At 49.4% G+C, this 16,929-nt stretch carries 14 protein-coding genes; 8 read left to right on the forward strand and 6 right to left on the reverse strand.

Going from position 1 to position 16,929, the window contains the following annotated elements:
- Window positions 1–24 precede the first annotated feature (24 nt).
- The 3 genes from JOY44_RS02785 to JOY44_RS02795 are packed head-to-tail and all read left to right on the forward strand — an operon-like array spanning window position 25 to window position 3,602.
- A complete protein-coding gene (locus JOY44_RS02785) occupies window positions 25–2,472 on the forward strand; it encodes a ligase-associated DNA damage response DEXH box helicase (protein WP_171573660.1) in 2,448 nt (815 codons plus the stop codon).
- Window positions 2,457–3,233 (forward strand): 2-phosphosulfolactate phosphatase, encoded by a 777-nt coding sequence (locus JOY44_RS02790; protein WP_197984910.1) that lies wholly within the window; start codon window positions 2,457–2,459, stop codon window positions 3,231–3,233. The genes JOY44_RS02785 and JOY44_RS02790 overlap by 16 nt, the downstream gene beginning before the upstream one ends.
- 9 nt (window positions 3,234–3,242) lie before the next feature.
- Window positions 3,243–3,602, forward strand: coding sequence for a Spx/MgsR family RNA polymerase-binding regulatory protein (locus tag JOY44_RS02795; protein ID WP_171572219.1), 360 nt, complete (start codon window positions 3,243–3,245; stop codon window positions 3,600–3,602).
- A gap of 13 nt (window positions 3,603–3,615) precedes the next feature.
- Here JOY44_RS02795 and JOY44_RS02800 read toward each other — a convergent pair whose 3' ends face one another.
- On the reverse strand, window positions 3,616–4,131 hold the full coding sequence (locus tag JOY44_RS02800; protein ID WP_171572220.1) for a hypothetical protein: 516 nt from the start codon (window positions 4,129–4,131) through the stop codon (window positions 3,616–3,618).
- A gap of 274 nt (window positions 4,132–4,405) precedes the next feature.
- Here JOY44_RS02800 and JOY44_RS02805 point away from each other — a divergent pair, with 274 nt between their 5' ends.
- Window positions 4,406–4,714 carry a 2TM domain-containing protein gene (locus JOY44_RS02805; protein WP_171572221.1) on the forward strand — a complete coding sequence of 103 codons (309 nt, stop codon included), beginning with the start codon at window positions 4,406–4,408 and terminating at the stop codon, window positions 4,712–4,714.
- Between the two features lie 34 nt (window positions 4,715–4,748).
- Window positions 4,749–5,054 (forward strand): DUF3181 family protein, encoded by a 306-nt coding sequence (locus JOY44_RS02810; RefSeq protein ID WP_171572222.1) that lies wholly within the window; start codon window positions 4,749–4,751, stop codon window positions 5,052–5,054.
- Between the two features lie 130 nt (window positions 5,055–5,184).
- Here JOY44_RS02810 and murJ read toward each other — a convergent pair whose 3' ends face one another.
- Window positions 5,185–6,861 (reverse strand): murein biosynthesis integral membrane protein MurJ, encoded by a 1,677-nt coding sequence (gene murJ, locus JOY44_RS02815; protein WP_171572223.1) that lies wholly within the window; start codon window positions 6,859–6,861, stop codon window positions 5,185–5,187.
- A gap of 215 nt (window positions 6,862–7,076) precedes the next feature.
- On the opposite strand from murJ, the gene JOY44_RS02820 reads away from it, so the two are divergent.
- Entirely contained in the window at window positions 7,077–7,619 is a 543-nt protein-coding gene (locus tag JOY44_RS02820) for a DUF2721 domain-containing protein (protein ID WP_171572224.1), read from the forward strand.
- Window positions 7,620–7,708: 89 nt separating this feature from the next.
- Here the strand turns inward: JOY44_RS02820 and JOY44_RS02825 are convergent, their stop codons facing one another.
- The 3 genes from JOY44_RS02825 to JOY44_RS02835 all read right to left on the reverse strand — a co-directional run bounded on the left by JOY44_RS02825 (window position 7,709) and on the right by JOY44_RS02835 (window position 12,935).
- Entirely contained in the window at window positions 7,709–9,454 is a 1,746-nt protein-coding gene (locus JOY44_RS02825) for a serine/threonine protein kinase (RefSeq protein WP_171572225.1), read from the reverse strand.
- Between the two features lie 166 nt (window positions 9,455–9,620).
- Complete coding sequence (locus JOY44_RS02830) at window positions 9,621–11,711, reverse strand: serine/threonine-protein kinase (protein ID WP_197984911.1); 2,091 nt, start codon at window positions 11,709–11,711, stop codon at window positions 9,621–9,623.
- Between the two features lie 66 nt (window positions 11,712–11,777).
- Window positions 11,778–12,935 (reverse strand): low-complexity tail membrane protein, encoded by a 1,158-nt coding sequence (locus JOY44_RS02835; protein WP_171572226.1) that lies wholly within the window; start codon window positions 12,933–12,935, stop codon window positions 11,778–11,780.
- Between the two features lie 739 nt (window positions 12,936–13,674).
- On the opposite strand from JOY44_RS02835, the gene thrC reads away from it, so the two are divergent.
- Together thrC and JOY44_RS02850 are read left to right on the forward strand one after the other, a co-directional pair.
- Window positions 13,675–14,706, forward strand: a complete 1,032-nt coding sequence (gene thrC, locus JOY44_RS02845) for a threonine synthase (protein ID WP_197985146.1) — start codon at window positions 13,675–13,677, stop codon at window positions 14,704–14,706.
- 59 nt (window positions 14,707–14,765) lie between these two features.
- Window positions 14,766–15,083, forward strand: coding sequence for a hypothetical protein (locus JOY44_RS02850; RefSeq protein WP_171572227.1), 318 nt, complete (start codon window positions 14,766–14,768; stop codon window positions 15,081–15,083).
- A 13-nt stretch (window positions 15,084–15,096) separates the two neighbouring features.
- On the opposite strand, the gene JOY44_RS02855 is transcribed toward JOY44_RS02850, so the two are convergent.
- The gene (locus JOY44_RS02855) at window positions 15,097–16,761 is read right to left on the reverse strand and encodes a S8 family serine peptidase (RefSeq protein WP_197984912.1); all 1,665 of its coding nucleotides are present in this window, start codon (window positions 16,759–16,761) and stop codon (window positions 15,097–15,099) included.
- Window positions 16,762–16,929 lie beyond the last annotated feature (168 nt).

The following is a 16,929-nucleotide window of genomic DNA, read 5'->3' on the forward strand; positions in this document are numbered from 1 at the left end:
ATTCAAGGATTTCTAAAACACCGCATGGCTTCAAGAAAAGCAAAAACTGCTGCTGATAAACGACTAGAGCCTATTTTCACCTGGTTTGCCAAACAGCGTTGGGAGCCTTTGGCATTTCAGCAAGAAACCTGGCAGTCCTATTTGGCGGGGCGTAGCGGATTGATCCAAGTGCCCACTGGCTCTGGCAAAACCTATGCGGCAATCATGGGAGCGATCGCCGACATGCTGGCAAAACCAGAACCAGGGCTGCGATTGCTCTACCTGACCCCGCTACGAGCCTTATCGCGAGATATTGAGCAATCAATCCAGCGACCGATCGCCGAGATGGGCTGGAACTTGCGGGTAGAATCTCGCACTGGCGACACCAGTTCTGCAAAAAAGACTCGTCAGCTCAAAAACTTGCCCGAAATTTTGATTACTACGCCCGAATCCTTAGCGTTGATGCTGTCCTACGCGGGGGCAAAAGAGTTTTTCAAATCCCTAGGCGGCATTATTTTGGATGAGTGGCATGAATTGCTCAGTTCCAAGCGGGGCACGCAGACTGAGCTATGTCTTTCCTACCTGCGGAGTGTGCGCCCAACCTTGCAAACTTGGGCAATTTCGGCAACTTTGGGCAATGTGGAAGAAGCGGCACAGGTGGCGGTGGGAGTGAATGCCGAGCCTGTGATTATCCGAACAGATTTGCAGCGTCCCACGGTGATCAAAAGTATCTTGCCAGAGTCAGTCGATACCTTTCCTTGGGCGGGGCATTTGGGCTTACATCTGTTTGAGGCGTTAGTGAATGCCCTAGATATTCAGCGATCGACGCTGATTTTCACCAACACACGATCGCAGGCAGAGCGGTGGTATCAGGCGATTTTATTTGCCATGCCGGATCACGCGGATCAAATTGCCTTACATCACAGTTCCATTAATGTGAAAGAGCGGGAAGTGATCGAGGCTGGGGTCAAAGCCGGAACGATTAAATGGGTTATCTGCACGTCTTCTCTGGATTTGGGGGTAGATTTTCAGCCTGTGGAGCGGGTGGTGCAGATTGGCAGTGCCAAAAAACTAGCGCGGTTGTTGCAGCGAGCAGGGCGATCGCAGCATGTTCCTCAAGGCACCTCCGAAATTTTCTTTTTGCCCACCAATGCCCTGGAACTGCTAGAGATTTCTGCTTTTCGCAGTGGCTTAGCGGCTGGCGCAATTGAGTCTCGCTGTCCGCTGGCTAAACCCTACGACGTGCTGATTCAGCATCTGGTGACTTTAGCCTGTGGAGAAGGGTTTAAGCCAGAGGAGGTTTTTAACGCAGTTAAAAAAACAGTGTCTTATGCCACACTGACGCAAGCAGAATTCGACTGGATTCTAGAATTTGTAGAGCAGGGCGGCAAATCGTTAAGCGCCTATCCACGCTACAAAAAGGTCGTTTCAACAGACGGAATTTACAAAATTGCTGATGCTCAAATTGCACGAATGCATCGGATGGGAATTGGCACGATTACATCTAATCAGGCGATCGAAGTTCGATATTTAAATCAAAGTAAAATTGGCAACGTGGAAGAAAGTTTTGTCTCAAAACTGCAACCCGGCGATGCCTTTTTCTTTGCGGGAAAGCAACTGGAATTCTTTCAGATCAAAGACATGGTGGTATATGTCAAATCGGCGAAGAAGAAATCTACCATTACGCCGACGTGGGGTGGTGGAAATCTGGCGATTTCTGATTCCCTGAGCCATCACTTGCGGCGAGAAATCGAGCAAAGTCGTACAAACTCCACAGCCAATGTCGAGCTAAATTGCTTACAACCTATTCTCTCCGCTCAAGAGCGCATTTCCTATCTCCCTTCCTCCAATGAGCTATTGATTGAATGTTGCAAAACTCGCGAAGGACAGCATCTCTACGTGTTTCCGTTTGAAGGGCGGTTTGTCCATGAAGGATTGGGCTTTTTGTGGGGGTATCGCTTTGCCCATCAACACCCGGCAACCTTTACCATTTCGGTGAATGATTATGGCTTTGAGATTTTGGCTCCCAAAGATTACCCGTTCCAGACTTTGTTTTCTCAAGAATTCTTCAGTCTAAATTCCTTGTATGAAGACATTAAAGCGGGGCTAAATCTCTCAGAATTAACTGGGCGCAAGTTTCGCGGCATTGCTCAAGTCGCAGGTCTAGTGTTTAAAGGATATCCCTCTTCCAAAAAAACCTCTAGCCAACTGCAAGTCAGTTCATCGCTGCTCTATGAAGTTTTTACCAAATATGAGCCGGATAATTTGCTATTGAAACAAGCGGAGAATGAAGTGTTATCTGATCAGTTGGAAGCCCATCGATTAGCCAAAACCCTCAATCGCCTGAGTCAACTGGCGATCTCGTGGCAAAATACAAACCGCCCGTCTCCGTTTGCCTTTCCACTACTCGTTGAACGGCTCACTTCCCGCATGTCCAATGAAAGCTTGCTCGATCGCATTGAGCGAATGAAACAGCAATGGAACAGCAAATAATTTACAACCAATCTGAGTTTGATCTGCGCTGCGAGTGGGGTGAACAGGGCGTTGCACAACTGTTTGCAAGCAGCGATGTTGTCGTGATTGTGGATGTGCTTTCGTTTTCTACTTGTGTAGAAATTGCCACTCACAATGGCGCGACGGTGTTTCCCTATCGCTGGCGCGACCAATCGGCAGCGGCCTATGCTAAGGCAATGAAAGCTGTGTTGGCGGGGGGACGCGATTCGTCCAACGTTAGCGAAGCGTTCTGCAAGACGCCCTGTGGGGATCGCACTTCCCCGTACTCCCTATCTCCTGCCTCACTGAGGCAGATTTCTGCGGGAACTCGGCTTGTGTTGCCCTCTTCCAATGGCGCTACGCTGTCATTAAGCACCCAAAAAACGCCAACTTTGGCAGGCTGCTTGCGAAACTATGGGGCGATCGCCCAAGCTGCCCAACGGTTTGGCTGCAAAATTGCCGTGATTCCCGCGGGTGAACGATGGCAAGATGGCAGTCTGCGCCCTGCGTGGGAAGATTGGGTGGGTGCAGGTGCTATTCTCAGTCAATTAAAGGGTTCCTGTTCACCCGAGGCAGAAGCAGCGATCGCGCTATTTCACCAAGCCAAAGACTACATCAAAACGAGGATAAAACAGTGCAGTTCAGGCAAAGAGCTAATCGCTAGAGGGTTTGTCAATGATGTTGCTCTTGCCAGCGATTTGAACGTGAGTGATTGCATCCCCCAGTTGATGGATGGAGCCTATATCAATAAAGGAAATTAGAAACTGATTATGTCTATTCAAGTTTATGGAATTCCTAACTGTGGCACTTGCAAAAAAGCGTTTGCGTGGCTGAAGAATAACGGTGTGGAATACGAATTTATTGATACGAAGGAACAGCCGCCCAATCAAATGATGATTCAAGCGTGGGTAGAGGTGTTGGGATCTAAACCGATGCGGAATACATCGGGGCAATCCTACCGATCGCTAGGTGCTGAAAAAGACAGTTGGACAGAGGATCAATGGGTTGACGCATTTGCCAAGGATGTCATGCTGCTAAAACGTCCACTGTTTGTGAAGAATGGAGCCGCAGTAGTGGTGGGACTCCGAGATAAAGAGGTCGTGATTCGCCAAAAGTTAGGGATTGGCTAGTTGCGTTAAGCAATCAATGAGGGCTGAGGGCTGAATAGTAGCTCAACACTTCCTGCCCCCAGCGAACGAGTTTTTCCGAACCTTCCATCATCAGGAGGTAGCGTCCTTGACGGAGATGATGGCGGTAGACACTGGCGGTTGACCCTTCCCCTACCATGCCGAAGATCGCCCCAATCACACCGCCACAAATGCCACTGAGCAACCCAAACGCTGGCAAAATCAAGGGCAATTCCTGCTGTAGTCCTTTGAATAGGGCGATCGCTAAGCCCAACAACACTCCAACTCCTCCGGCTGCGATCGCGGTTATTACAGCCTTACGGATCACAATTTGCCAAGGATTAATCAATCCAACTCGATCAGGGCTACTGTAGCCTTGACCGACGATCGCCAAATTTTCTGGTGAAATGCCGTGACAATGTAGCAATCGATAGGCTTGAAACACCATTCCTTCATCGTGAAAAACCACAATGACCAAATGAGAAGAACGGTGTCCCAGCGCGGATTTCCGAAAAAATCGTGAAATGGACACAAAAAAGTAGGGTGGTATGAGGGTGAATTAAAGCGACCTGCTTGCATTCTAACCTCACTTATTGGCCTACCGGGGTATCTATTCGTGTCATTTTCAAGATCTCTTAGCATCCAATGCCGATCCCGATGCCAAACGTGCATAAAGTTGATTCGTTTGCATAAATCAACTTATTTCAAGCCAATTCTCAACAATTCCGCCCAATGACTGTCATTACTTCCGCTCGTTATTCGGTACTTTAGAATAGGCACTGAATTAATTTTTATCACTAAGCTGTATGCCTCCTCGTTGGTCTCGTAAACCCGATCGCAAAGATCCCGAATTTCGCCGTTTAGACGATCGAATGAATTTTGCTACCCATGTAGCGACTTTTAGCGCAATCAATTCAGGACTCTGGTTTTTCCGGATTTTTGGCGAAAAAACCTCTGAGCTGTCTTTGCCGGGTGGGGTGCCGGGTACGCCATGGATTACGGCTGGATGGGCGCTGGCGTTACTAGCACATGGCGTGTTCATCTTTGCGATCGCCCGGTATCCCGACCCAACTCCACCCAAAAAATCGGGGACTGGTTTTGGTCCCAGCTCGTGATTGATGTTAAACCCTCATTTTAAGGAGTCCGCTCATGGCAGCTAGTTCTAGTCAGGCGATCGATGCCCTTGCCGCAGAGATCGGCGAAAAAGTTTATATCGATGTGGCAAAGTGGCACCTCTATCTTTCCAACGCTCATCTCCACACCTTGCTGGCTGAGCAGTTTTATCCATTGCTAGCAAATAACGAGCTTTCAGAAGATAAGGTATTGAAGCTGCTGCAAGGCATTCTAGTAAAGTTGGGAGGCGGTAAGCGAGAAGTTCCGCTCGCTGACTTGCTGCCTATGCAGTGCCAAGTGAGCTTGATGGATTTGCTAGAAGAGTTTAAGCAAAATATGTAGATCAATTGAATGGATAAGATGTTTGGGATGCTATCCCTGTTGTATGGGCAGGCACAGCTAAAATTTAACGTTTTTGGCAGTAAATCAATTACAAAACCTGTCTATACATATGGGCAAAGGACTTTGCTTTTTATTGACCTCTGCTTCGACCTAGCTTTTGCCGAATGCGATCGCCAAACTCATCCACTTCTGGCAGATGCAATTGCAGCGCAAGTCCAACGTATACGAGCAATCCTGCTGCGCCAGCGATACTGAGCTGGGAAAGGATAATTAATAAACCAGAGTTACCCCAGATGGATTCTAGACCTTGAAGAGTGCCCCAGGTGGTAAAGCCCGCGATCACGCTAGCTGCCGCCAATCCAGCGATCGGGGTCATCCATTGTCTCAAGGGAAGCCCATGCAGCCGCCGATTCAAAATCCACAGCATCACGACCAGCGAAACAACGTTGACTCCAACTGTTGCCAAGATCAAGCCCGGTGCGCCAAACGGTTTAATCAGAAAAAAGTCTAGAACTGCATTCAGAAAAATATTCACCATGCTGATGCGAAACGGCGTATCGCCATCACCCAACCCATAGAAAACCCGCACTAAAACATCTCGCCCTAGATAGACAAACATGCCGACAGAATAGGCGATCAAAATCGATGCCGTCAGGTAAGAGGCTTCCAAGTCAAAGGCATAGCGTTCATAAACCACTCGCACAATTGGCAATGCCAGCGCTATCATCAATGCGCTGAGGGGCAACATGGCGATCGCGGTCATCATCAACCCCTGCCGAATCCGTTGTTTTAGCTCAGCCCAATTGTCGGGATCTGCCAAGCGGGAAAACACAGGCAGCAGTGGCACCAAAATCATGTTGGATAAAATCCCCAGGGGAGTCATTGCTAGCAAACCCGCATAGCCCATCGCGGAAACTGCTGCTTCTGCATTGGGTAAAAAGGATGCAAAGAACATATCTGTCCAAACATTAATTTGCAGCATCCCAGATGAGAAGGTTGCAGGACCCATAATTTTGAGGACATCTTGCACTTCGGGTCGGCGAAAATCAAACCGGGGACGAAATCCACCCAGTCCCTCTTTCCACTGCACTGGAAGCTGTACCAACCACTGCAACATTGCCCCTGCAACGGTTGACCATGCAAGAACGGCTGCGCCTAACACGGCATACTGAGGTGAGGTAATCTGTGCGCCCAACATCCCAGTGAGTGCACCCAGCCCAATCAGCACCGTTATGCTGGACAGCAAGGGGCTAATGGAGGGGAGCCAGTAGTGATCAGCGGCGTTGAGCGTGCCAAAGCCAATGCCAATCAAACCTGCCAGCATTGCCATCGGAGCCATAATTTTGAACTGTTGAATGGCCAGTTCGCGGGTTTGAACTAAATTTTGATAGCCTGCGGGTGTGACACCTCTAGCAGCAGCCTGTTCGGCAGTGGCAAACAATCCTGGTGCCACGAGGTGCATTAGTGGATCGGCGAAAATAATCAATCCCACCGTGACGATGAGCAGCAACCCGACGACAAGGGTGGTAATAGACTCGATGATCGGCGCGATTTCTTCTCGTTTGCGTTTGGAGACTGCACTGACGATTGCGCTGTGGAATGGACCATTAATTCCACCCAGCAAAATTAGCAGAAAGCCAGGAATAATGTAGGCAAAGTTATAGGCACCTGCCACGACTCCAGCGCCAAAGGCAGCAGCGATCGCCTGCTGACGAAACAAACCCACCACTTTACTGATTAGTGTGGCAATTGCAACAATTCCTGCAATACCTGCTAAGGAGCGAGTGGATTTTTTAGAATCGGTCACACAAATACACTAGAAAAGAGCATCCCCTATTTAAGCGTGAATTGAGGTGTAGTTACAGCTCAGCGGAAAATCAGGGTAAAATAGAACGTCAGTACTAAATCAGGGTATTGTATCTTTAATCGTCTTATTTAATCTGAGGTCTTTGTTTCCTGGTCACGATCGCGTAGGATAACGACCATCTAACTTGTTTTGTCACCTGATCCATAGGAAACGCTATGAGCGTCGAGCAAACCACTCAACTGATCCAGTTAATTCTCAATTCGGTATTGATGAGTGTTACCTGCGCCCTGGTGTTGAGTGGTTTAACGGTGCGTCATGCCGGGATTGGCGATCGCCTAGAAGACAGTTATCAAGATGATCGGCTAAAAACTAACCTCGATCCTGCCAGATATCATTCCCTAACAAGAAGGCAGTTACGACGCTTGCAACAGCGCTATAGCATCAGTCGCTATAGTGTTTTAACGGCTTACTACGCCTTATTCTTTTCTGCCTTAAGCTGTTTTGCTTTGGCTTTGCGTGGAATTTTGGATTGGAACTGGCTCATCTCAGTTGCCCTCGGAATTTTTGTGTTGGGCATTGCTGCACTGCTGGTTGCTGTGGGTCTAACGCTGATGGAGATTCACCTCAGCGATAGTCCTTTGCTTGCTGAACCTAGCAATCTATGGCACTGGGGCAAGCCGCCGCAGGTGCGTTCTAACTCTCGCCGCCCAGTCAAAAAAACCTTAAGTGCACTGGGGCAACGAGTTAAGGTGGGATGATAAGATCTGCCCACTTTAATCGTTGGTGAGAGTCTCACTTAGGCGGTTCTGAGCAAACCAAATACTTGACCGTGTAGGTTTTGTAACGGCTAAGGCTTGAGCTTTTTCAATTCTTCCTGGGCGATCGCATACCATACTTGCCCAAAGGTTTTAGGACTCAGGGTTTTGCCTTTCTGCTCAGGAAACAGGTCTCCAAACCGTTTATTTACCAGTACATTCAACTCCCGCGCATTTAGGCTGGCACCGTTCCCTGGAGCCAGCCACTTGTCGTAATTGGATCTCTGATAGGTTCCAAGCTTTCCGCGTGTTTCTGGGCTAAGGGTTTCTAGCTTTCCTAGCAGATCAGTTCCCATGCTTGCCCATTCATGTTGCAGTTCAGGTTGGCTCGCGCCGCCACTGGTTGGTTTCCCCTTTAAATCGGGACGCTTAGCGTAGAAAACCTCGTCTGTCAGATCGCTGACGAACTGAAAGTCTATGCCCAACTGCTTTTGGCGCTCTTGGAGCGAGTCAACAGTAGCTTTCTCAGGAGAAACGGCTTCACGAGTGGGCTGTGTTGGACTGGCTTTTAAATTGGGAGCATTCTTTGAAATAGCAGTGCTGGCATTGGTGGCGGGAGTTGCTGTGGGCAAAGGCTGTGTTTGCACCCAATTGAGGGCGCGGAAGGAAACTACGATCGCCAGCACCGCTACACCCCCTATAAGTAGGGCAGAAGCCCGTAAGTCTTTTCCCCAGCGCTTTTGTCCCTTGGGCTTTTTGCGATAGACCCTTGGCGATTCTCGTGAGGGATCTGCTTTGTAGAATCGCGGGGAGTGAGGCGACTCGGCAACAGAGCGGAGCGATGGCGGTGCTAACACAGCCTTATCAAAGGGTAAATTGCTTACTGGTGTGGGAGGCTGAGGGGGTGAGACCGACTCCCATTGTAGGGGCACCTGAATCTGAGGCTTAGCTGTGGGAATTCCTACACTCGAAGACTGCAAGGATTGGCTGGAGTGGATAATCGCGGTGGCGATCGGTTCTAATGCTCTAGAAACCTGGATGGCTGACCCAAACCGCTTTTGAGGCTTAGGATGGAGCATCTGCTTCAATATTCGCGCGAAATCGGGCTGCAAATCAACTTCAGCATCCCAATCTAAAGTCCGTGTTCTGCGGTTGTATAACTCTTGTGGTTCTTTGCCTGTGAGGAGAGCGATCGCGGTTGCGGCTAATGAATAGAGATCAGCACTAAACGAAGGCTTGCCATCGTTATGCAGCTCAGGCGCTTCATACCCATTACCAATAGTGACATCGGGTGGCAGGGGATGGAGTTGTAACTGGATAACCAATTGCTTGACCAGCCCAAAATCAATCAGAACAGGTAATTGATCTTGATGCCGAGAAATCAGGCTATGGGGTGATATATTTTGATGGATCAACCCATAGCGATGGAGATGGGTCAACACCGGAAGCGATCGCAGCATCAAATGCATCACCTCAGCTTGAGAAAAGCCCTGCCCTTCTGCTTGACGCTCGGTCAACATCGCCCCGTAGCTTTTGCCAACGATATAATCTCGCACTAAGTAAAGTCGATTTTCTTGAGCAAACAGGATGTTAAACCGAGGAATTTGAGAATGCTGCAACTCGTATAGCACCGCGGCTGATTGGTGAAAAGACTGCCGCTGCATTTCCAGTAAATCGACATTGCGGTGAGGCGGTGCAAACTCTTTAACGATGCATCGTTCCTCAAAGCGCTTTTGATCTTGCGCGAGATAGGTAAGACCAAACTGCCCTTGCCCCGCTAAGCCGGCAATGCAGTAGCGGTTGAACAAAAGGCTTCCAGGGGGCAATGGATCGTGCATAAATCAGCCAATAGGTCATGGTCACTCAGCCATGAATAGAAAGATTGTAGGACGCATGTACTAAAATGTCACGCACCTCTGAAAAATCGTTGACGAAGTGTGTCGAGAAGCCTGGATGCGTAAAACGTTAGCGCAGCTTTCTACAGGAATCCCTACAGGAATCGTTTCAATTCCCTGAAACCGCGCCCGGATTGACATCCACCTCATCGGCGGCGGATAGGTCAAGCGTGTAGCTCACTGAATTTTGGCTGTCTGAAGCGACTGTAATTTCATATAGCCCGGTATCTGGTAATTTTCCTGACCAATCTGTACTAGAAGAGTCTTCTAACAGCGCACTGGCTTTGCTGCTGGGTGGATAAACCGAAAGTCGGGTGGAACCTGCCGCCTGAAGCTTTAAGCGAAGCGCCTGGTTTTGGGTAAAACTGGCGACATATGCCTTGCTTTGTCCAGGTTTAAGGGTGCCGCTGACTTGATGGCTGAAGTTATCTGCTGGAAACTCGATCCGTTCCAAGGCAACGCCCGATCGCAGCGCATTCAATTTATCCACTGCGATCGCTTGCCACAACTGCCCTATGGGTTGACTGAGCAGATTCTCCTGGCGCGACACGGTAGGAAACCAGTGAAAAAACTGGGCATCGGTTAAATCATTCAAGGCGCGGCTGCTGAGATTTAACTGTGCTGCGGCTGCTTGGCGATCGCGCACAGTGTCCTCGGTGTATTGCCCTAAGCGCGATCGGGCCTCTGAACCCACTCCTTGCAACTGATTCAAAAACTGAAGCGCCAACTCATCCCATTCAGCTCGCAATCCGGCATCTGCTTTTCCCGTGCCGAGCTTTTGACCATTTAATTCAGGATGTTTTGCATAAAAGGCCTGATTCACCAGGTTGACCAAAAAGGGGCTATTGATGCCCAATTGATCTCGGAGGTCTTGAATTTGCTGTTTTCGTGACTGTTCCGATTTAGAAAAATCTGACTCTTGTCGATTGGGGGAGATCGACTTAACGGGTGGTTTTACTTGATTTCCGGTGGAGCGGATAATATCTGGCAGCTTCGATTTCAGTGCCGGTGCCAACCACTTGACCCCAGCCCACCAGCCGACCCCAACCATGGCGAGGAGCAGCACCAACCCCGCTGTCGGTCGCCACACAGAGCCAAATTTTCTGACGGCGGTTTTTGGAGTATTGGGCTTAGGCTGCAAGACGGGGATGGTTTGGGCACGAGCCGGCGACACGACCTTCGTTGCTAGATCGGGTGTGAAGGCAGGAATAGATTGATTTTGGTGACCGCCCAATGGCTGAGCTGCGATCGCGCCCAATGCTTGCATTACCGCTTGGGCTGACTGATAGCGCCGACTGGGATAAGGGTCGAGCATTTTTGTCAGCACGTTAGTCAAATTAGGACTGAGCTTGAGCGATTGCTGCCATCGGGTGCGATCGCCCTTAGATGTGAATAATGCCTGGGGTTCTTGCCCGGTGAGCAAAACCAGACTCGTGACAGCCAGGGCATAAAAGTCGCTGTGAGGATGCACCTCGCCGTGGTCTAACTGTTCTGCCGGAGCGTAGCCGACCTTTCCTAAGCGGGTAATCGGTCCAGGCTGCAATTGCACTGGAGCCACCACGCGCTGACTGATAGATGCCACTCTAGCGGCAACCTGTTTAACACCGCCGTAATCAATCAAAACGGGTAAGCCATCCGTTGGGCGACAAATCAAATTGTCGGGAGAGATATCACGGTGAATCACTCCAGCAGTGTGAATATAGTCCAGCACGGGCAAAAGCTGAAGTAAAAGATCAGTGATTTCTGCTTCTGAAAAGCTCTGTCCCTGTCGCTGGCGAGTCTGTAAAAGCTCCTGATAGGTTTGCCCTTCCACATAATCCTGCACTAGAAATATGCGATCGCGCCCTTGCCACTCAGCGCGAAACAATTCCCGAAACCGAGGAATTTGGGGATGCTGAAGTTGATACAGCGTTCCTGCTTCCCGCGCAAACAGTTCTTCTGCCTTTTGTAAGGCTGCTTCACCTTCCACTTGAGGCGCGAACTCTTTTAACACACACGGCTCATTAAATCGATTGGAATCTTGAGCTAAATAGGTGCGCCCAAATCCACCCTGTCCCAGTTCGCGCAATACTTGGTAGCGCCAGCCCAAAAGCTCTCCCGCCATTGGGTTGGATGCTTGTATAGACAGTGGCTCACCGCAGATTCGACAAAATCGACTATCCGCCGCGTTGAGGTGTTTTTGGTTACAGTAAAGCGTCATAGATCGGCAATGGCTCAATGGAAGCAACAGCTAGACCACAGCATATCAATGCATCTGGAGGTAATCTCAGACCAAAGGCTCAGACTCAGAAGCACTTGACTCAGAAGCACCCGATTCAGACTCGGAAGTCTCAAATTCCTCTATTGAAGATAGTTCGACTGTGGACTGCTCATCTATTCTAGCGATCGCTGCTGAGTCTTCTAAGGAGTCTTGTTCCACTTCATCGCCTGATTCTATGGGTAGGTTGACTTCTGGCAGATCGACTTCGCCGAGCAGATCGGAGATCGCCGCGATCGCTTCAATTTCATCAATGGGTTGTTGAAGTGAAATACCATTCACCTCAACTGTGTCAATTTCAGGAGGGTTGATCGCCTCAGTTTCAGAGCTAATAGATTCGAGAGGACTGGTTTTGGGAAGATCGACTTCAGTAAGATCAGTTAGATCTGCCAAGGAAGTTTGTTCCGATTCAGAGTTACCAAATTCGAGAGTAGTCTTTTTAGGAAGTTCCGTTTCAGAGAGATCACCCCAAATATCTAAGGAATCATCGTCTGAAGATAGCTTGTCTAAACGGGGTGCCTGATCCTGGGTAACAGGACTGGATATTACAGGCGAAGCGATCGCTGAATCCTTTAAAGAGACAACTTCAGGCAAAAGCTGGCTGACAGGTAGCCCCAAGCGGGTGAAGTACTGAGAAATTTGGTCTAACGGATACGGTTCAGTACTGGCAAAAGCAGAGTCACTGGTCAGCATGACGCTGGCAACGCTAACAGGCACCTGAAGAAACAAATTGCTTCCTAAAAACGCGATCGCGGCTAATAACAGCCCCAAACCACGCGATTCTATTGAAAAGGGTGCTACTGCTGCGCCAATCGGCGCTAAAACGTAAAGCTGACGCAACGTAATCGCTAACAGAATGGCAACAGCAACCGCTAACAACCGATTTTGTGGTGATCTAAACCGGGTTAGCAGTTGCCGCTGCGGCAGAGTTAGGTTTTCAGGCTTAAGCGCGATCGCCAGGAGGCTAAAAATATAAAATGGACGTTGCCACTGCATCCACAGCACTGGCGCAATGCCTGCGATCGCGACCAATGCCAACTCTAGCCAAACTGGAAAAATGGGATCTCCCACTGCCAGCCCTAAAAAGCATAGTTCTAGCCAGAGCGGCAAGACTGCTATGCCAGCCAAATGAATCCAAAGGTAAGGATCGGACCAAAAAGATCGCATAACTATCAGTGGAACAGATCAGTTCATGGCCAAGTATAGAACTTGACTGCCCCTTCCCAGAGATTTATTCAGTCGGCACTTACAAAATCTAACGCTAATGGCTACCGGGGCACCTCTTGTGGGTGTCCTTAATCCTCACGGACAGACGCAAGAGCAGCTCCTACAGGCGTTTCTTCTAGAAACTAGAAACTTAAATAGATGAGTCGCGTTGCCCTTTTAAGGCTTGCAGTTGCTCTAAAAGAGAATTAGTTTCCGCTTGCAGATGGAGAAACTTTGCTTGCTGATCAACTTGATACAAGTTTTTCATCACTTTTAGAAGCCGAACTTGATGCTCCACGCTAGCGAGTTCATCGCTGACAGGCCGATCAAGAACCGCGAGCGCTGAATTACTTTTATTGACGGACTTATCAGTCATCATCATAACTACTCTAGTTATTTGTACTCACCAACACCACACCAATCATCTTAACCCAAACTTTACAAATAGATAGCAGACCCAGAATCAGGTTTTAGCAGGAATGCAGATTGCAGATTGTTTGAATTGGCTGAAATAGCGATGTAATCGAGGTAAGCTAAGATCTGAACAAACTGTATTAGTTTTGCAAACTGTATTAGTTTGTTATTCCTTTACCGCGATCGCCGCATTACTTCAGTGACTTTGAGTTTTTCTGTTGGTTCCCATCTTTCTGCCCAACCTCACACTGCTGCTCAAGCTGGGGGATGGCGCGGACTGATTGAAATGTATCGCCCCTACTTGCCGGTAACTGAGCAAACCCCAGTGGTGACCTTGCGAGAAGGAAACACGCCCTTGATTCCTGTTCCGGCGATCGCTGCCGAAATTGGTAGGCAGGTGCAGGTGTGGGTGAAATATGACGGTTTAAATCCCACGGGTAGCTTCAAAGATCGGGGCATGACCATGGCGATCTCTAAAGCGAAAGAAGCCGGAGCAAAAGCGGTGATTTGCGCCAGTACAGGCAACACCTCTGCCGCTGCCGCTGCCTATGCTCGACGGGGTGGAATGCGGGCTTTTGTCGTGATCCCTGATGGTTATGTGGCACTGGGTAAGCTCGGTCAAGCGCTAATTTACGGGGCTGAAGTACTGTCAATTAAGGGGAATTTTGACCAGGCGTTGAAAATTGTGCGAGAGATATCTGAACACTATCCCGTGACGCTGGTTAACTCGGTCAATCCCTATCGATTAGAAGGACAAAAGACCGCTGCCTTTGAAATTGTGGACGTTCTGGGCGATGCACCCGACTGGCTCTGCATTCCGGTCGGCAACGCTGGCAATATTTCGGCTTACTGGATGGGCTTTTGCCAATATCACCAAAACGATCGCTGCACTCAACTCCCTCGAATGATGGGCTTTCAAGCTGCCGGAGCCGCACCGCTGATCTCTGGACAGCTTGTGGAACATCCAGACACGCTAGCGACAGCGATTCGGATTGGGAACCCGGCAAACTGGGAAAAGGCGATCGCCGTTCGAGATGCTAGCCAGGGTGCTTTCAATGCTGTCACCGACGAGGAAATTCTTGCAGCCTACCGCTTGTTGGCATCTCAGGAAGGTGTTTTCTGTGAGCCTGCCAGCGCTGCCTCCGTTGCAGGGTTACTGAAGGTGAAAGATCAGGTGCCGACGGGAGCCACTGTAGTTTGTGTGCTGACGGGCAACGGATTGAAAGATCCAGATGCTGCGATTACTCACAGTAACAACCCGTTGAGACAATGCATTGAGCCAGATGTTGAAGCGGTTGCGAGCGCAATGGGCTTTTAGCAGTGGCGATCGTCAAGCAAATGAGAGATAAGGCAATATCTCTTGTGGGAGGTGAACCAATGGGAAGAAAGAGAGTTAAAGGCGTGATCGCGTTTAGTGTGTTGTTATTCGTGGAGTCATGGGCTGGTATCGCTTTAGCACTGCCGCCTGCGGGGGATACACCAGAGGAAGTGCTGCGGACGGAGATTATTTTGGATGCGCGATCGCCGATTGATGGTCAACCGATGACACCTGCTGCTTATGCCGAACTGCAAAATCAACTCAATGCTTCTATAGAGCCGCCTGCCGAGCTTTCCGACAAATTGGTGAATACTGTTAGGCTCTTAAAATTACGTAGGTTCATTAAAAAATACTTGCCCTTTATTCCATTGAAGTAATGAGCGATCTCGTTTAGCGAGTGGGCACCGTCCACCATGCCAGAGCATAGGGCTGTGCAGGTTCATTGGTTTGCTGCCTAAACTGCACTCGAATTTTATAGCGTCCTGTTGCTGGAATTTTGTCAAAAATATGTTCAATGCTATCGACGGCGCTGATCGACGAGCTAATCGCTTTTTTGGTATCGGTATCTTCCGCTTTCATTAAATAAAGATCGAGGTTGTTTAAACCGCGATCGCGAAATTCTTCTCCCAAGGTGTATTCTTCATTCTGGTCTCTATCAACCAGCTCCACTAATCGGTTCCAGGTCAGTGTCACTGCAACAAAGCTACCCTTTTGCAGTCTTTTTTCAAGGATATAGTCTTGGTAAGAGGGGGAAAGAGTGGGTGTTGCAGCGCTGCTAACGGTGCGATAGTCCCAGCCAATTGCGGGAATGGTCGTTCCCGGAGTCCATTGTCCAGCGCTGAACTGTTGATAAGCGCGAAAGGCATTGAGCTGTCCGGTGCCCATGTGAGCATGAAGCGGAATTTGAGGGTCGCGGTAGGCATCGGACTGTAGCCAGGTACGGTTATTTTTATCTGCGATCGTCCGGCTCATGCCGAGCAACAGTCCATCTCCTGCATCTTTGAGTTTGTCAGCAGCATTCAACAACACGGCTTTCATTACTTCAGAGCGACGGGCATCCAACGTCCAGGAGAGTGAGCGATCACGCAGGCTTCGTCGAATAGCAGAGTCACCATATTCTTGCAGCAGCGCGATCGTGCCAGTGACATGGGGTGCCGCAAAACTAGTGCCGCTAGAGGTGGTAACGCTGCCATTTGGGTTGACCAAGGAAACGTCGTGCCCCGGAGCTGCCAACGCGATCGCCCGTCGGGGTCCCACATTGCTTTCCAATCCTTGGGTTGCGCGACTGGTTGGGTCCCCCAAATTGGCAAAATCCACCCTGGCAAATAACTCCTGCACCCGCGCGGTAAAAGCAACATTGATCCCGTTAAAATTATCTGTTGGCACCGAAATTCCGCCCTTGCCCTGATTACCGGCGATGACGTACAGCGCATTGTGAACCCGCGCTGACCAGTCAATGCACTGAGTTAACAACGCATTTCCATCTAGCTGAGGTTTGGCACGCGGATCGAAGCGTAAAGATTCGCCAAAGCTAAAGTTAATTGCCCGAATGTCGCCACCATTTTGCAGTGCCACATATTGAGCTGACAAACATTCTTCTGGCTGCCCATAGCGGCGAGGAGTGCCAGAGGCAGAGGAATAAAGCCTCGCACCGGGTGCTACGCCTCGCGCCATTTTGGCAGCACTGATCATAATGCTGGCAACATTTTGAGCATGGCTATCCACATTCGTATTGGTGCGGGCGCGCGTGTTGCGGTAAAACACTTGCGTTAACGCCATAGAGCGGTTTTGGGCAACTGCTTTATCGATGCCAAACTGCCCTGGGCGACCGATTTCTACTTGCCCGATCGCAATTTTTTTACCGGTGAGATTGTAGGGCGGCAATTGTAAACGCAAGGCATCGATGCCAGTTTCTCCAATCGAAGTAGAGCGAATTGGCTTAGTTGGATTTTTTGCCTGTCCAGGCACCACCAAAACACTTGCCCAACCAATGCCCGCACCCAGGAGTATCGCTCCAATTTGATTCAAACACCGATGAACTTGATCGACTGCCACGATTTCACCTCCGCCATTCACGCCAAAGATGGCTTCATTTAGTATCCGCTTTTTTTAGTCACCCTGAAATTGCTTCTAGGCTTCTCAGCTTATTTCAGTCGCGCTATTGGAACTGTGTCAAGAATTGCTGATACTCGAAAAGGTAGAAAGTGTCAAAATCAATCCGCT

It is taken from the genome of Leptolyngbya sp. Cla-17 (assembly GCF_016807185.1).
Lineage (GTDB): Bacteria > Cyanobacteriota > Cyanobacteriia > Leptolyngbyales > Leptolyngbyaceae > ULC077BIN1.

Excerpts from the sequence above, each read along its gene's own strand:
- JOY44_RS02785 (WP_171573660.1), top strand. The coding sequence starts at position 25 with ATGGCTTCAAGAAAAGCAAAAACTGCTGCTGATAAACGACTAGAGCCT.
- JOY44_RS02790 (WP_197984910.1), top strand. The coding sequence starts at position 2,457 with ATGGAACAGCAAATAATTTACAACCAATCTGAGTTTGATCTGCGCTGC.
- JOY44_RS02795 (WP_171572219.1), top strand. The coding sequence starts at position 3,243 with ATGTCTATTCAAGTTTATGGAATTCCTAACTGTGGCACTTGCAAAAAA.
- JOY44_RS02805 (WP_171572221.1), top strand. The coding sequence starts at position 4,406 with ATGCCTCCTCGTTGGTCTCGTAAACCCGATCGCAAAGATCCCGAATTT.
- JOY44_RS02810 (WP_171572222.1), top strand. The coding sequence starts at position 4,749 with ATGGCAGCTAGTTCTAGTCAGGCGATCGATGCCCTTGCCGCAGAGATC.
- JOY44_RS02820 (WP_171572224.1), top strand. The coding sequence starts at position 7,077 with ATGAGCGTCGAGCAAACCACTCAACTGATCCAGTTAATTCTCAATTCG.
- JOY44_RS02825 (WP_171572225.1), bottom strand. The coding sequence starts at position 9,454 with ATGCACGATCCATTGCCCCCTGGAAGCCTTTTGTTCAACCGCTACTGC.
- JOY44_RS02830 (WP_197984911.1), bottom strand. The coding sequence starts at position 11,711 with ATGACGCTTTACTGTAACCAAAAACACCTCAACGCGGCGGATAGTCGA.
- JOY44_RS02835 (WP_171572226.1), bottom strand. The coding sequence starts at position 12,935 with ATGCGATCTTTTTGGTCCGATCCTTACCTTTGGATTCATTTGGCTGGC.
- thrC (WP_197985146.1), top strand. The coding sequence starts at position 13,675 with ATGTATCGCCCCTACTTGCCGGTAACTGAGCAAACCCCAGTGGTGACC.
- JOY44_RS02850 (WP_171572227.1), top strand. The coding sequence starts at position 14,766 with ATGGGAAGAAAGAGAGTTAAAGGCGTGATCGCGTTTAGTGTGTTGTTA.